Source organism: Arthrobacter sp. DMZ02-1R, assembly GCF_057747935.1.
Genome location: NZ_CM173230.1, coordinates 1,587,179 through 1,600,660 on the forward strand (window position 1 = coordinate 1,587,179; position 13,482 = coordinate 1,600,660).

19 protein-coding genes are annotated in these 13,482 nt (G+C 62.0%); 13 read left to right on the top strand and 6 right to left on the bottom strand.

All coding sequences use genetic code 11. The features are described 5' to 3' along the window. Positions 1–86 precede the first annotated feature (86 nt). The 8 genes from AC3ANQ_RS07670 to AC3ANQ_RS07705 all read left to right on the top strand — a co-directional run bounded on the left by AC3ANQ_RS07670 (position 87) and on the right by AC3ANQ_RS07705 (position 5,486). Positions 87–1,922 carry a sensor histidine kinase gene (locus tag AC3ANQ_RS07670; protein WP_488304539.1) on the top strand — a complete coding sequence of 612 codons (1,836 nt, stop codon included), beginning with the start codon at positions 87–89 and terminating at the stop codon, positions 1,920–1,922. After that, positions 1,919–2,587, top strand: a complete 669-nt coding sequence (locus AC3ANQ_RS07675) for a response regulator transcription factor (RefSeq protein ID WP_488304540.1) — start codon at positions 1,919–1,921, stop codon at positions 2,585–2,587. Before AC3ANQ_RS07670 ends, AC3ANQ_RS07675 begins: the two co-directional genes overlap by 4 nt. Before the next feature lie 79 nt (positions 2,588–2,666). Beyond that, positions 2,667–2,843 (top strand): hypothetical protein, encoded by a 177-nt coding sequence (locus AC3ANQ_RS07680; RefSeq protein WP_488304541.1) that lies wholly within the window; start codon positions 2,667–2,669, stop codon positions 2,841–2,843. 24 nt (positions 2,844–2,867) lie between these two features. Continuing rightward, positions 2,868–3,029 carry a matrixin family metalloprotease gene (locus tag AC3ANQ_RS07685; protein WP_488304542.1) on the top strand — a complete coding sequence of 54 codons (162 nt, stop codon included), beginning with the start codon at positions 2,868–2,870 and terminating at the stop codon, positions 3,027–3,029. 36 nt (positions 3,030–3,065) lie between these two features. Then, on the top strand, positions 3,066–3,359 hold the full coding sequence (locus tag AC3ANQ_RS07690) for a hypothetical protein (protein WP_488304543.1): 294 nt from the start codon (positions 3,066–3,068) through the stop codon (positions 3,357–3,359). After that, on the top strand, positions 3,356–3,664 hold the full coding sequence (locus tag AC3ANQ_RS07695) for a hypothetical protein (protein ID WP_488304544.1): 309 nt from the start codon (positions 3,356–3,358) through the stop codon (positions 3,662–3,664). Before AC3ANQ_RS07690 ends, AC3ANQ_RS07695 begins: the two co-directional genes overlap by 4 nt. 242 nt (positions 3,665–3,906) lie before the next feature. Then, a complete protein-coding gene (locus AC3ANQ_RS07700) occupies positions 3,907–4,491 on the top strand; it encodes a hypothetical protein (protein ID WP_488304545.1) in 585 nt (194 codons plus the stop codon). 338 nt (positions 4,492–4,829) lie between these two features. Further along, positions 4,830–5,486 (top strand): helicase associated domain-containing protein, encoded by a 657-nt coding sequence (locus tag AC3ANQ_RS07705; protein WP_488304546.1) that lies wholly within the window; start codon positions 4,830–4,832, stop codon positions 5,484–5,486. On the opposite strand, the gene AC3ANQ_RS07710 is transcribed toward AC3ANQ_RS07705, so the two are convergent. Next, positions 5,483–5,923 carry a hypothetical protein gene (locus AC3ANQ_RS07710; protein WP_488304547.1) on the bottom strand — a complete coding sequence of 147 codons (441 nt, stop codon included), beginning with the start codon at positions 5,921–5,923 and terminating at the stop codon, positions 5,483–5,485. The genes AC3ANQ_RS07705 and AC3ANQ_RS07710 overlap by 4 nt on opposite strands. A 251-nt stretch (positions 5,924–6,174) precedes the next feature. Here AC3ANQ_RS07710 and AC3ANQ_RS07715 point away from each other — a divergent pair, with 251 nt between their 5' ends. Next, a complete protein-coding gene (locus AC3ANQ_RS07715; RefSeq protein ID WP_488304548.1) occupies positions 6,175–6,378 on the top strand; it encodes a tautomerase family protein in 204 nt (67 codons plus the stop codon). Here the strand turns inward: AC3ANQ_RS07715 and AC3ANQ_RS07720 are convergent. Next, positions 6,375–6,938: a hypothetical protein gene (locus AC3ANQ_RS07720; RefSeq protein ID WP_488304549.1), complete on the bottom strand. Its 564-nt coding sequence runs from the start codon at positions 6,936–6,938 to the stop codon at positions 6,375–6,377. The genes AC3ANQ_RS07715 and AC3ANQ_RS07720 overlap by 4 nt on opposite strands. Positions 6,939–7,087: 149 nt before the next feature. Here AC3ANQ_RS07720 and AC3ANQ_RS07725 point away from each other — a divergent pair, with 149 nt between their 5' ends. Genes AC3ANQ_RS07725 through AC3ANQ_RS07735 form a run of 3 tightly spaced genes read left to right on the top strand, consistent with a single transcriptional unit; the run spans position 7,088 to position 8,383 of the window. Beyond that, entirely contained in the window at positions 7,088–7,228 is a 141-nt protein-coding gene (locus tag AC3ANQ_RS07725; protein ID WP_488304550.1) for a hypothetical protein, read from the top strand. Positions 7,229–7,283: 55 nt separating this feature from the next. Further along, positions 7,284–7,631 (top strand): hypothetical protein, encoded by a 348-nt coding sequence (locus AC3ANQ_RS07730; RefSeq protein ID WP_488304551.1) that lies wholly within the window; start codon positions 7,284–7,286, stop codon positions 7,629–7,631. After that, positions 7,631–8,383: a S1 family peptidase gene (locus tag AC3ANQ_RS07735; RefSeq protein WP_488304552.1), complete on the top strand. Its 753-nt coding sequence runs from the start codon at positions 7,631–7,633 to the stop codon at positions 8,381–8,383. Before AC3ANQ_RS07730 ends, AC3ANQ_RS07735 begins: the two co-directional genes overlap by 1 nt. Before the next feature lie 59 nt (positions 8,384–8,442). On the opposite strand, the gene AC3ANQ_RS07740 is transcribed toward AC3ANQ_RS07735, so the two are convergent. Continuing rightward, entirely contained in the window at positions 8,443–8,931 is a 489-nt protein-coding gene (locus AC3ANQ_RS07740; protein WP_488304553.1) for a hypothetical protein, read from the bottom strand. 811 nt (positions 8,932–9,742) lie between these two features. Between AC3ANQ_RS07740 and AC3ANQ_RS07745 the strand changes: the two genes are divergently transcribed. After that, positions 9,743–10,120, top strand: a complete 378-nt coding sequence (locus tag AC3ANQ_RS07745; protein ID WP_028275079.1) for a hypothetical protein — start codon at positions 9,743–9,745, stop codon at positions 10,118–10,120. Positions 10,121–10,364: 244 nt separating this feature from the next. On the opposite strand, the gene AC3ANQ_RS07750 is transcribed toward AC3ANQ_RS07745, so the two are convergent. The 3 genes from AC3ANQ_RS07750 to AC3ANQ_RS07760 form a co-directional block, all read right to left on the bottom strand. Further along, positions 10,365–10,643, bottom strand: a complete 279-nt coding sequence (locus AC3ANQ_RS07750) for a hypothetical protein (protein ID WP_488304554.1) — start codon at positions 10,641–10,643, stop codon at positions 10,365–10,367. Positions 10,644–10,926: 283 nt separating this feature from the next. Further along, complete coding sequence (gene dctA / locus AC3ANQ_RS07755; RefSeq protein ID WP_488304555.1) at positions 10,927–12,237, bottom strand: C4-dicarboxylate transporter DctA; 1,311 nt, start codon at positions 12,235–12,237, stop codon at positions 10,927–10,929. A 57-nt stretch (positions 12,238–12,294) separates the two neighbouring features. Further along, on the bottom strand, positions 12,295–13,452 hold the full coding sequence (locus tag AC3ANQ_RS07760) for a PrpF domain-containing protein (protein WP_488304556.1): 1,158 nt from the start codon (positions 13,450–13,452) through the stop codon (positions 12,295–12,297). Positions 13,453–13,482 lie beyond the last annotated feature (30 nt).

Sequence of the window (13,482 nt, forward strand, 5' to 3'; positions counted from 1 at the left end):
TGGGGGGCGGCCTAAGGCGGTTCCCGCACGGTATCGTTGCCCACATCGGCATGCGATCCTTGCTCCATCGAGAACGGAGGTCGAAGGTGACGCGTCAACAGCTAATTACCGTGGTCGCGCTCACCGTTGCGCTTACTCTGGCGGTCATTGCATTCTCAGATTGGTCCCCTCCGGCCGTCCAGGACCCCGCCCGCACGTTCGGCCTTGGCCCTCAAGGCGTGGTCCTGGTCGGGAGGCACCCCGAGAGACCGATCTTCACACAAACGGAATTGGTCGTGTTTCTCGTTGTTGGCGTCTCGTGCATAGGTACTGGAATGGTCGCCTGGCGTGGCAGATCCGAAAGTTCCGTGGGCTTCCTGCTCGTTGTCACAGGTCTGCTGTGGCTGGCTGGCGGTCTTCGACGGTCCAGCGACCCGATGGCCTTTACGGCCGGTCTGGTTCTGACCAATATGTATCAACTCCCGCTGATTCGGATCGCGCTCGGATTCCCAAGCGGTGCAGTTCGTAGACACTGGCACAGGTGGTTCCTGGGACTTTGCGGCTTCATCTGGACTGTTCCCGGGGTAGGGAGGTGGGTATTCTTCGACCCCCGGTTACATATCGAGGCCGGCGTATCAACTGCAGATAACCTGGCACTTGTCCGGGACGACCCGGCGATAACGTCGGCGATCGGAGACTCAATGCTTGTTGTCTTCGCTGGCATCGGCGCAGTGATCCTCGCGATCCTAATAACGCGCTGGCGCCAGGGTTCAGAGTCATACCGGGCTGGTGTCCTACCATTTTTCACAGCCGCGGCGATCAAAACCACTCTGGATACAGTGCAACCGGGCATAGTATTTATGCCTCCGGACCCGCGACTTGATGCAGCGCTTTACGTTGAATACCTAGCGACCGGGTTGGTGCCGCTCTCAGTAGCGGTGGGTCTTTGGCGATACCGGCTTGCCCGAGGGGCAATCAGCGATCTCATGGTGGAAATCGGCTCCGCCCCTCTTGGAGAGAGACTCGTCTCGGCGCTGCGACGTGCAGTCAAAGACCCGAGCCTCGACCTATGGGGGTGGTCTGCTGAACACTCAAGTTGCCTTGATGCCACGGGCACCCCGCAGGCCCTCCCGACCGCCGAAAGCGGGCGGGCAGCTATGATGCTCGAAAGAAACGGTACACCGGTCGGCGCCCTCGTCTTCGACGATACTTTATTGGATCAGCCCCGGCTGCTTGCAGCCTTACGCAGCGCGTCTGCCCTGACCCTGGATAACCAACGTCTGGAACAGGAACTGCGTGAACAGCTCGAACAAGTAAGCGAATCCAGAGAACGCATTATTGCTATAGGTGATGCACAACGCCGACGACTCGAGCGCGACTTGCACGACGGCGCGCAACAACGTCTCATCGCCGCTGCCATCAAATTGCGCCGCGCCCAACGCACTGAAGACCCCCAACAGATGCGGGCCCTGCTCGCCAACGGAGCCGATGAGCTCGAAGAGGCCTTGACGGAATTACGCGAACTAGCCCGAGGCGTCTACCCACCCGTTCTACGCGAACAAGGCCTCCTGGCATCGTTGACCTCCTTGGCCGAACGTTCTCCATTACCTGTGGAAATCCACGCGGAACTGCCCAATCGACCAGCTGCCCAGATTGAGCTCGCCGCGTACTTCATTGCGTCCGAAGCCGTCACTAACTCGGTGAAACACGCAAAAGCAACCCACATCAGAATGGAAATCGCCATCGATAACCGGGCGTTCTCATTAATCGTCATCGACAACGGCGAGGGAGGTGCAGCGTTCACTCCACACGGAGGCCTGCGCGGGCTGGCTGACAGAACCGCCGCTCTCGGAGGGCAGCTGACCATTTACAGTCCTGAAGGCATGGGAACTACGCTGACCGTTGTCCTTCCTATCAAGAACGGCAGGGATGAAACATCATGAAACTTCGGGTGGCCATAGCTGACGACTCGGCACTGCTCCGCGAAGGGATCTCAAGACTGCTGGCGGATGAAGGAATAGAAGTAGTCGGACAGGCCAAAAACGCGACGGAGCTTCTGGGTCTGGTGCGCACCTACAGACCCAACGTGGCGATCATCGACATACGGATGCCCCCGACGCACACAACGGAAGGAATCCAGGCTGCGACCCGGATAAGGGAGGATCAACCGGAAACAGCCGTGCTGCTTCTGTCGCAATATGTGGAGACGGAGCACGCCATGCATCTCATAGGCAACAACGCTGCGGGAGTCGGATACCTCCTCAAGGACCGCGTAGCCAACATCGACGAATTCATAGATGCTGTCACCCGGGTCGCAAAGGGCGGTTCTGCCATCGACACCGACGTCATAACCCGCATGCTCGCGCGGCCTCATCGCGGACATTTGCCACTCGATGATTTATCCGTAAGGGAAAAGGAGGTGCTCGAGCTCATGGCCGAGGGCCGGTCAAACAACGCGATCGCCGCCAGACTCTTTCTCGGCGAACGCACTATTGAAACCTACGTACACAGCATCTTCCTCAAGCTCGGGCTCCCACCCGAGCCCGAGGACCACCGACGTGTCCTCGCCGTACTTACGCATCTCAAGGCATCCACGGCCCAACTCTGAGGCGATTGCGGTCCGATTTTGTTTCTCGGACTCTGTTGTCCTCGTGCGTCTAAGAGCCTGTCCCTGAGCATGGGCCCCTGTGCTCATCGCCTGGAAAACCCACGCCGAACAGCCGCGCTTCACCAACCCCGCACAAGGGACCACCGTAATGGGCCTGGGCGGCAGCGAAGCGGTCAGTTTCGGGGACACCGGCTTCACCTACGTCAGCGGGCAAGTTGAACTGAACGGCCCCGCACTTCAACGCATGTCCAAGTAACTCGGAACGAAGCAGGTCCGGGCGGTGATCGAGCACGAGCTCGGTCACGTGGTGGGCATGGACCATGTCAATGACCCGAGCCAGATCATGAATCCATCCGAGACTCCAGGAGTGGTGACGTTCGGCGCCGGGGACCTCACCGGACTCTCCCTCTTCGGCCAGGGAAAGTGCCAGCCCAGCTTGTAGGGGAGCGGGACGGGTGCTGCCGCACACATAGTCGACATGAGAAACCTGATGATCACCGTCCGTGAAAGCGGCGCCACCGCCATTGTTGGCCACCCCGATGGATTCCCCGTGGACGGCGACGCCCTGCATCGCGACGCGCTCAGTGACCTTGCCCGGCAACTCATCGGCACCGATGAGGAACTGCTCGCCGCCGCGCGTGGCTGGCTGGGCGCAGCGCTCAACCCGAACGACCCGCCGCTGACCCCGGTGCACGTCACCCGCCTGATCGAGAAGCTTTACACCGGCGGGGCTGCCCGCTTCATCACCGACCGGGCGCTCGTCACAGCATGAGCAAGAACCTGGCGAAGTTTCGCAGGTACCGTGCGGTCACCGCGGTCGAAGGGGTCAGGCCGATCAGTTTCGTCGAATGGTGGCTGGGCCGGCTGTCCGGCAAGCTCCTCATCGTCACCGCGACGATGGCACAAACCCGCGGCGACTACGCCGCACTGAACCACACCCTGCTCGCTTCCTGGGCTGGTAACCAGTCAGACGGTGGCCACTTGGTTGGGCTGCTGCCACCCACGGAGCTCTCCCGGGCTCTCGAGGAGGACCGCCTTCGCATCGTCGTAGAACCGTCCGCTGTCCCCGCCTCCTGAAAGGCCTGTCGTGCAGCTTGCAGTCATGCCGGCCCCAGCCTCCCATTCCGCAATGTCCGAGCCGGGGGACACCTGGCAGCGCTTCGGGAGCCGGATGGGCGCGACGCCTTCGAGTCGGTCCTGAATTCCGCGGAGACCATCAACCTCGCAGCCGACGCGCTGCACCGCCACATCGGCGGCGACACCGACCACGATTGGGCCGGAGAAGTCCGGGCCGCCATCGAGATGCACAGGAGAAAGCCATGACGAACCGCCCCGGCGTGAGCCACCGCCACATCCACCCGGCCCACCAGCCAACCGTCGACCGGCTCGAACGGAAATACGCACACCTGCGCTTGCGCTTCGACACCGGCTTCGCAGGCTCTGTCCCGGTCCAGGCATCGGGCCGCATCGGGCGTCGGTTTTTCTACTTCCGGTTCCGAGGCGACGCCGCAACGCTTACGATCGGTTCCCCGGACCGCCGTCGGAACCGCAGCTTCGAGAAAGACCAGCGGACCAAGGCGCTGCGCGCACTCCGCCGGCTCAAAAGCGACGATGTGATGGATCGCTGTTGGGCTGAACTGGGGCTGAAGCCGACACTCTTCCTGGACCGCCACCCATCCGAACCAGTCCGCTGGGCATCACTCACGAATGTCACCGGCGAACCGTACGCCGGCTCCCTGGAGCAGGACCATGCCGAGTCCCTGTTCATCCAGCTCATGGCTGACCTGGAACCGTCCGCGAAACCCGCGCTAGATCTCAAGCACGCCAAGGCCGTCTGGAAGGGACGTCGCACCATCCCAGGAGCCCCGCACCGTCACGTCATCAGCAAACTTCGGAAGCGATAGAGGTACCTACTGATTGGCGAGGCGCCTATTTTACTCCAAGGATCGCGGTGAACTCCGGGAGCTTTCTGCAAGTTCTCACCGAGTGATGAACACAGCAAAAATCTTCCTCGTTGTTTTCACCAAGCTCCCCTAATATGGCGGGCGTGACAAGCACCGTAAATGGCATTCGACACGCTTTGACATCTGGTCAATCCGACGGCAATTCGCCAGCGTCACATTTCTGCACCGGCCGACATACGATGCGGTTGAACCGCTCCACAAGCGACGATTCGTTGTTGAGGCCAAAGGGCCGCCGCCCGTCTGAGAGCAGACGGTGTTACAAGACCAGAGGTGAGTGAATGAACCAGGAGACCAAGGAGTGCACTTTGGAGGAATGGATCCGGTTGTACCGTGAAGGCGTTACGTGCGCAGGGATCGCACAGCTATGCGAGAACGACGATATTATGGCAATCCTTCGCGCCATAGCGGACGTGAAGAGCCGCGATGAGACCCTGGAAGACGACCACCTAGCCAACCGGTTAGGGGCTGCAAGCGAAGTCCAGGCATACGCTGCGCCGTTACCGGGGCTGAAATCTGGGTGGACGGGACGCCTCGAGCAGCTGAGGCTCTTCGTACAGCAGCATGGCAAGATGCCCCGACAGCGTGGCGGCGACCAGGAAGAAACGTCCCTGGGCCGCTGGCTCCACGCCCAGCGCGGCAAGGTCAGCAAAGGAACCCTGAGCACGCGAGAGCGTGCCGCACTCGATGCAATAGGGGAATGGGACTCGAACCGGAGGGCCAAGCGCGACGAGCTGAGCTTCCCGGAGAGGGTGCACGCCACGGCCACTTTCCGGGCCCGACACAAGCGCTGGCCGACCTACATGACGCGAACCGACCCGGATGAACGGGCCCTCGGACTCTGGTTGCACACCCTCCGCCGGGCAGCACGAGACGGCAGACTGCCGGACCACGCCCGCGAACTGCTGGACCAGCGTCTACCGGGATGGAACCCTTAGGCAGGGGTGGGTGTCCCCGCCGACGGGGTGCGTATGAAATCCACGACCTCGTTGGCGGGGGCCCATCCGGCCCAGACGTCACCGTCCTGCTCAAGGCCCAGCCGGCGGGCCAGATCCGTCTCAAGGGCACCGGCCATGCTCAGCGCCCAGCGCCCGTCTTCGCTTTGGGCGTGGACCGTGAAGACCTTCCCTCCGATTGGAGTCTCGACAAGAACGGAGCGGACGCCCGTGACCTCTTTCCTCGGGACACGTAGCTGCCAGCGGCGACCTTCGGCCCAGTACACGTCACGGCTACGGCGGGACCAATCAGGTGCCGGCTCCGCTTCAGCGCTCATGACAAGCGTCACCTCGTCGTCGGTGGCGTCGATAAGCTCATATATCCGGTCGTTCCACCAACCATAGGTACCGGTCAGTTCGTCTCCGATTAGGCTCCACATTGTTGCTCTCCGATTTCATCCCCAAGTGAAAATCATCCCCATCTGATGTTAATGCCCGCGGGAGGTTATCCATGCAGCGCATGGAGTTCGCTCTGCCCCCGTTCTGAAGGTCCGCCGGGCAGGATACCGACACCGGTTCACGAAGCGCCCGCGTGGATTGCCCCGGTGCGACCGTTCCCGGAATCCCGAGCCGGTAACCGCGCTAGAAGGATGACCGGTCGGTCTCCTGAGCCCCATGGCACAATCGACAAATGCCCGTCATTCAGGTTTTGAACGCTTCACCGGCTTCTACCGAGAAGAAGCGTGAGTTGCTGGCAGCCCTGACTGCGACTTACGCCGAAGTGATGGGGATCCGGCCGGACACAATCCGGGTTGTTCTCCAAGAGGTGCCACGAGAAAACTGGTCAGTGGCTGGAGTGACCCTCGCTGATTCAGGGCAAGACGAAGCAGTCTAACCTTCGGCGGGGACCGCTTCATCGACCAGGGGCGACGTGGCCGGGACTTTCTTGAGTCGTAGGATCCCGACAGTCCAGAGGCTGACTACAGCGTGCAGCGCGGCCCATACGATTTTCACCGGATCAAACAGGGGCCCGTCAATGAAGAACATTGTCAGCACGATTGACGCCGCGGAGACCACAATGGCAGCGATCAATGGTGATCGGGCTGTTCTTCTCAGGGTGGCGAGGTTCCAGATACCTATCACCATGCCCGAGACGGATACCGCGCCGAAGCCCAAGGTAACGGCGAAAAAGTAGGCGATCCACTCTGCCGGGGGTTCAACCCCTGAACCCGCCATATCCCGTAAGTGTCCGATACCCGTCGCGGCGCTCGTGACGGTGACCAGACCGGTGAGCAATCCCGAGAGCAACTCGAAGAGCCCCAACCAGAAGCGCCAATGCCGTGACCTCATCGCACCGTGGCGGGTAAGAACGGGCACGTCTGCTGTCTGCGATGGCCGCACATAGAGCCGCTCTACTTCGGACTCGTCGGTCTGCGGCGTTACTTCTTGGCCCATGTGGCGTCCCCCTCGCGTGCGGCGGAGGGCGTCCCCGCGGCGCCCCCAACCGGGAGTCTACCCTGCATGTCGCCGTGCCTCGCAGGGGAAATAGTGCTCCGCCCGGTGTAGCCTATGCCCAGAGCGAATCAGGATGAAAAGGGTCAACATTGGACGAGCTGCACGAGTGGCCGGTTCACCCGGCACCGGACCTCCGCCGGCCCGTCCGGATCTGGCCCTTCATCGTCTTGACGATCGTCCTGGTACTCATCGCCGGAGGCCTGGCCGCGGGCTTCGTCTTATTCCAATAACTCCGCGCAGGAGTGGCGGACTACCGCCACCCAGTCCGCCCGGGATCTTGCTGCCATGACGAAGGAGCGCGACGATCTCAAAACGCAGGCCGGAGATCTGCAAACAAAGCTCGGCGACATGACCACCCAATACAACACCGCATCGGATCGAATAAGGTCCCTGTCGAACGAGAAGGCCCAGGCCGGAGACCAGGCTGCACTCCTTGCCACATTCCTCGCGATGTCGCAGAAGGTTACCCGGGAAATGGACACCTGCATCAAAGACCAGCAGATCTTCAGCTCTTACCTGGCCAATTACCGGCCGAGTGACTACGCAGCCTTGAACTCGGCCCGCCAGGCGGACACCGACTGCAATAAGGCCCGTGCGGACAGCGACGCGCTCTCCAAGAAGCTGACAAGCTGATGCCAGCGAGGATGTCCCGGGTTGCGGCACTCGGCTGCGCGGTGTTCTTCTGCCTCGGATTGGCCGGATGCGGGCTGACCCCTCCACCGCCCGGCCCGGGCGCAGTGTCAAGCAGCCAGCCGGGAAACGGCGCGAGCACCGCTCTGCCGGCACGCACCGCTGAATCCGTAGCACCGGCAGGGTTCACCGACTATGAGCGGGCGGCATTGCGGGTGCGCAATCTCGGATGCGGGGGAGTGTCCAGCGGGTCCGGCTTTGCCATCTCGGATCATGTCTTCGTGACAAACCGCCATGTGATCGGCGGCGCGTCCCTTCTGCAAGTCAGCACCTATGACGGGCACGACATCGACGTCGCCACCACCGGGGCGGTCGTCATCGCCGACCTGGCCCTGGTATGGACCAAGGAAGCACTCCCGGCCACCATCCGCTTGGCGCCAGCGAACCCGGGCGCTGGCACCAAGGTCACCGTTGTCGGCTTCCCGCTCGGCGGGCCCCTGACAACCACGCACGGAAAAGTCCTCGGCTACGCCCCTGACCCTGTCGGCTGGTCAGCTCTGCCGATGCTGGTCAACGACGCCCCGATCGAACACGGCAGTTCCGGAAGCCCGGTCATCAACGACAGTGGCCAGCTCGTCGGGGTCGCCTACGCACTCGACGGCAGCAAATACGCCGTACCCGTCGAGATCCTGCGACAGGTGCTAAGCAACCCCGGTAGCTACTCGCGTTCCGCCGCGTGCGATGGCGCCCTCTAGGAACTGAGAGAGGCCAACGGTCTTCTGGCACCTCGGCGGCGAGTGCAGCAAAATGCGAGTCAGGGCCAGATCGGGTCAACGTTGGCTCTTTCGAAAGCCAGTCTTGCGAGTCCCGCCTCAGAGTCTTCCCATTCCGGACAGCCGTCCGTTGACTCGGAGCCCAGCGGAGGAGTGGTCAGATAGGCGGTAATGCCCCGCGCCTCGACTTCCTCAACGAGGATTCGAAGCATTGTCTCGGCCATGGCCCGTGGCAGCTCGCCCTTCGTGTCCAGGTACGCCATTGGGCCTCTGGCCGTGAGGTAGACAGGGGAGCAGTAATTTGCGGTGTATTCCCCGGTGCTTGCCATCTCGGTGGCGGTCAGCTCGCTGCCATTGCCGTCAACGCGCATGCACCGCCCTATGGCAACATGGAGCGCCTCGGCCGCCTTGTCCGTTTCGTCCGAGACGACCAGGAAGAACGGCGAAGGTCCCTCCCAACCATCGAAAATTTCCTCACATCGCTCGCCCTGACTGTCAAAGATGTCCGGATCGACTGTCACGTTTGCCATGCTGCCCCCTGATAGCTGCCACTTGGAGCAGCTCGGGGTGAGCGCCAACGCAGCACGATGCGAACATCGTCTGCTACGGAACGTCGCTGGTCAAGGACCCTGGCGTTGGCGACGCCAGCAGAAATGATTTCGCACGCTCACACGAATGTTCGTTCGTCGCGGTGCCCCTCCCTCACACAAGTAAAAGGGGCGGTCCGGCCGGAACTCTGTCGCGGCAGGATGGGAGCACTCACTCTTTGGTCAGCAGCAATCGACGGAGGGGTGGGCATTGGGGAGAACTCTCAAGGAACTGGGGTCGCTCCCATTGCCTCTGCGTGTGGCCTGGGTGACGTGTTTTGGCACCGTTCTGGTCACAGTCTTGGGCTCACTTGCGCTCCCGGTCGACGTGGCGAAAGCGGTCTTTCCGTTTGCCATCGGGTTGATTGGCCTTGCCGCGTTCCTTCTAGGCTTTGCTGCGAGATGTCATAACGGGCGCACGAAAACCAGGACAAAAACGGACACTGCCACGAAGAGGGCACCGATGACCACGGAGAGGGCGCCATACACGCGAAGAAAAACGCGTAGCAGCTACCCGATGCCAATCGTTGAGAGTCCGGCAACAGCAGACAAGGAGCCGCGATAGTTTGTGACGAGAATCATACGGCGGGCTTTTTAAGGAGTGCACCGGATGATGCCGTCGCGACCGGTGGAGGACCGGCTAACGGGCCTCATCTGGGGCGGGGCGGGTCCAGCAAGGATCCAGCGGGCCCGCCTGATTGGTGGTGCGGTTTGGCTAATTCGTTGGTGAGGCGTGCATGCCACAATGAGGCCCATGACTCGAATCCTCATGATCGGCATCCACGCGCGAGCCCTCGACTATAGCAAGCTGCCTCCTGGCCTCGACGAGGCCACGATGACCGAACGGATCGAAGCGGGGTTCGGGGCCACTACGGCCGCCGGCTTCGACGCCGTCAACTGCCTGATCGGCACCTCCCCGGACGAGGCCGAAGCAGAGATTCGCTCGGCGTTCGGTCGTGATCGTTTCGGCCTCGTGATGATCGGGGGCGGCATCAGGATGATCCCGGAGTACACCGAGCTCTTCGAACGGATCATCAACGTGTGCAATGCGGAATCGCCCGGAATCACCTTCTGCTTCAACACATCGCCCGAGACGACTCTGGACGCGTTGGAGCGTCACGCCCAGCCGTGAACGTCTGCGACGCGATCCGGTGCGTCGACTAGCCTCGGCGTTTCGTGTCGGCGGTCATGAGATGCGCCTCTGCTCACGTGCGGCTGCGATGTGTTGGGAATAAGTGCTCGCCTTACGGGCACTGTTGCGACACCGAGCGACCAAAAAACGCCGCCACTGAGCGACCAACTCCACACTGCAATCAGCCTTCAGCCGCAGTCTCATGAACGGTCGTTCATAAGACAGATCATGAACCAGGGTGCAATCAGCTCAGCAGGCGGGACAGGTTTTTGGGTCGTCCGCTTAAGCGGTACACCCGTAGACCATCGCTGCGCAGGAACAAGGACCTGTCGTTGCCAGTGACTTTGTGGAGCCAAAGCACGCTGGCGTCCATTGCGAGCATGTCGATGCGTCCGGCGGCCATGAATTCGCTGTCCTTGTAGATTTCGACTTCGTCCGCCCTTGAAAGTGAAGACCAGTTGGTTATGGCTTCCCGTTGAGGTTTCCTGCCATCGGGATGAGCGCGGTGCCGGTGGGTTGTCACGGCCAGTCCTTTGCTAAGGCTAATTGGTGGATTGGACAGGGGGTGGTGAAGGAGGCAGGTGGACCTTAGGTCCACCTGCCTCCTTCTGCCTGTGTACCCTTCCACCGCGCCCGTACTTCGGGCTTCCTGTTGCGATGGGAATGCGATGGGGGCACACGTCCACCGGAAGGGCCGGCAGCTTGTGGGCATACTCTCCTTGGCTCGACCGGCATGGTTCAGCCGGTGCGCCGGAGCATCTTAAGAGCGGACGACCTCGACGGGAGTCCGTGTCGGGGTCAGCTGCTCAGAGGGCGATAGCCGGTGCAGGCAGCTGGACCTTGTCCACTTCTGAGGGCACGAAGCCTGCCTGGAGCTCGGCACGGAGTTTCTCGGTGTCGAGCGCCCCCTGCCACTTGGCCACTGCAACGCAGGAGACGATGTTGCAGACGGTGCTGGTCAGGGCACGCGCCTCGCTCATGAAGCGGTCGATTCCAACGATCAGGGCCACACCCGCGACAGGCAGGGTCGGCATGACCGTTAGCGTTGCGACCAGGGCCACGAAACCACTACCGGTCACGCCGGCCGCGCCCTTGGAGGTCAGGAGCATCATTCCAAGCATGAGCAGGATTTGGTCCCAGCTGAGGTGGATGTCGCAGGCTTGGGCGATAAACATCGAAGAGAGCGCGAGGTAGATAGCCGTACCTGTCAGGTTGAAGGAGTAGCCGGTTGGGACGACGAGCCCGACGACACTGCGGTCGCACCCGATCCGTTCGAGCTTGGACAGGAGGCGCGGGAGCACGGGTTCGCTGGAGGAGGTAGCCAGGACGATAAGGAATTCGTCCTTGAAGTAGCGCAGGATCTGCCAAAGGCTGAAACCCGTGAGTTTCGCCAGGATGCCCAGGCCGACGACGACGAAGACGATGCAGGCGGCGTAGAAAGCAAGGATGAGCATCCCCAGGTTTCCGATGGAGTGGGCTCCGTACTTACCGACCGTGAATGCCATGGCGCCGAAGGCTCCCAGGGGAGCCACCTTCATGATGTAGCCGAAGATGACGAACAGCAGCTTGTTGAAACTGTTGATCACGCTCAGGGCCTGCTGGCCGGGGGCTCCGAGCTTGCTGAAGCCGAAGCCGCACAGCAGCGCGATGACCAACACGGGCAGCACTCCACCGTCGGCGAAGGCTCCAACGAAGGTGGAGGGGATGATGCTGAGGATGAAGTCCACGGGATTGCTGCTGGGCAGTTGACTGGTGTACTTGGCGGCGACCGACGTGTCGAGATGGGCCGGGTCGATGTGCATACCCGCGCCCGGTTGCAACAGCATGACCGCGGCCAGTCCAAGGGCCAGGGCCAGCGCTGTGAGCACATAGAACAGGCCAAGCGAACGGACTAAGGTGGGACCGACCTTCTTCGTGTCGGTCAGCGAGGTGATGCCTCCGACGATGGTACAGAAAACGATCGGTGCGATCATGAATTTCACGAGTTTGACGAAGCCATCGCCGATCGGCTTAAGAGAGGAACCGAGGTCGGGCCACAGTGCGCCGACGAGGATACCAAGCACGACGCCGATGAGTACCTGGACATAGAGGTGTCCGAGGATGGATTTGATCTTCATTGAACAACTTCCTGGTGTGCTGCCTCATCAATAATGACAGGGGCAAGGGAGTAGGGGCTAGGCCGTCAGATCAGCAGTCTGGGCGACGTCGATGTCGGCGGTGGCAAGGTGCCGGGCCGCCCGGTGGAGGGCGATCTCGCTGACGGTGCCGTTGTCATCAATAATGACTTCGGTGGTGATCACGCCGGCAGGTGTCCCGATCCGCAACGAGCGGGGGACTCCGGGGATGGCGGGGTAGGCCGGGCGTAATAGTTTAGCCACGACGGATCCGGGCAGAGCGGCTGCGAGGGACACGGCTACGGCCGAGGTGAGGCCGATGGCGGGGTGCGGGGTAAGCATCGACAGCATGCGAACCCGCAGATCGTGACTGTCCGCGGCGATGCTCGTTCCGTCCGCGGCGATGTAATCCGCCGGCGCTGCCACCACACCGACCTTCGGAACAGCGTTCTGCGGAGGATCTTCAGGCTTCCGCAGCCCCATCATGAGGCCCGCCGATGCCCGTACCGCGATGAGCGTGGGCAGGTGCTCTGAGAGGTTGCCGGTCATCGAGGACAGATCGATTCCAGCCTCGACGGCCGGGATGAGTACCGCCGGCGCACCGGCATCGACCAGCGTTGCCATCAGCGTGCTCGCGCCTACCGAAATCTCCTCGGCCGCGTTCCCCGTCGGCAAGACGGCGCCGGCGCTCCGGCCCCAGGGGCCGTGGAATGAGAGGCTGACGGGAACGCCTGCTGCGCTGCTGCCCGGAACCCTGGCCAGACCGGACCTCGGGATGGTGCCGCCCGGGGTTGGGACAGTTCCGCTCAGCACGGCTCCTGTATTGAGGTTGCGCATGCTGACCCTCGTGATGCCGTGCCGAGGAGGAACAATGCCCGACTGGACGGCGAACAGAGCGATGGCAGTGGCACAATTACCGCAATTGGAGCCCAGCTCCACAGTCGGGTCTCCGATCCCGACTTGGGCGAAGAGGTAGTCAAGATCTGCCTCCCCACCCGGTGTGGCCCAGACCACGGCGGCCTTCGACGTCGTGGAAGTCCCTCCGCCAACGCCGTCAAGCTGCCGGGAATCTGCCGCGCCGAATGCATCGGCTAGCAGCCTGCGGATCTCCTCGCGGCTGACGGCATGAGGGGTTACGTCCTCGGCGTTAAAGAGCCAGCACTTACTCGTGCCGCCTCGGTACCAATGGCCTCGGAGTCCCACGGTTTTCTCCTTCATGTCTCATAGATGTTGCGCACTTCACAGCGC

Coding starts and splice junctions, on each gene's coding strand:
- AC3ANQ_RS07675 (WP_488304540.1), top strand. CDS start 1,919: ATGAAACTTCGGGTGGCCATAGCTGACGACTCGGCACTGCTCCGCGAA.
- AC3ANQ_RS07690 (WP_488304543.1), top strand. CDS start 3,066: ATGAGAAACCTGATGATCACCGTCCGTGAAAGCGGCGCCACCGCCATT.
- AC3ANQ_RS07695 (WP_488304544.1), top strand. CDS start 3,356: ATGAGCAAGAACCTGGCGAAGTTTCGCAGGTACCGTGCGGTCACCGCG.
- AC3ANQ_RS07700 (WP_488304545.1), top strand. CDS start 3,907: ATGACGAACCGCCCCGGCGTGAGCCACCGCCACATCCACCCGGCCCAC.
- AC3ANQ_RS07705 (WP_488304546.1), top strand. CDS start 4,830: ATGAACCAGGAGACCAAGGAGTGCACTTTGGAGGAATGGATCCGGTTG.
- AC3ANQ_RS07710 (WP_488304547.1), bottom strand. CDS start 5,923: ATGTGGAGCCTAATCGGAGACGAACTGACCGGTACCTATGGTTGGTGG.
- AC3ANQ_RS07715 (WP_488304548.1), top strand. CDS start 6,175: ATGCCCGTCATTCAGGTTTTGAACGCTTCACCGGCTTCTACCGAGAAG.
- AC3ANQ_RS07720 (WP_488304549.1), bottom strand. CDS start 6,938: ATGGGCCAAGAAGTAACGCCGCAGACCGACGAGTCCGAAGTAGAGCGG.
- AC3ANQ_RS07730 (WP_488304551.1), top strand. CDS start 7,284: ATGACGAAGGAGCGCGACGATCTCAAAACGCAGGCCGGAGATCTGCAA.
- AC3ANQ_RS07735 (WP_488304552.1), top strand. CDS start 7,631: ATGCCAGCGAGGATGTCCCGGGTTGCGGCACTCGGCTGCGCGGTGTTC.
- AC3ANQ_RS07740 (WP_488304553.1), bottom strand. CDS start 8,931: ATGGCAAACGTGACAGTCGATCCGGACATCTTTGACAGTCAGGGCGAG.
- AC3ANQ_RS07745 (WP_028275079.1), top strand. CDS start 9,743: ATGACTCGAATCCTCATGATCGGCATCCACGCGCGAGCCCTCGACTAT.
- dctA (WP_488304555.1), bottom strand. CDS start 12,237: ATGAAGATCAAATCCATCCTCGGACACCTCTATGTCCAGGTACTCATC.
- AC3ANQ_RS07760 (WP_488304556.1), bottom strand. CDS start 13,452: ATGAAGGAGAAAACCGTGGGACTCCGAGGCCATTGGTACCGAGGCGGC.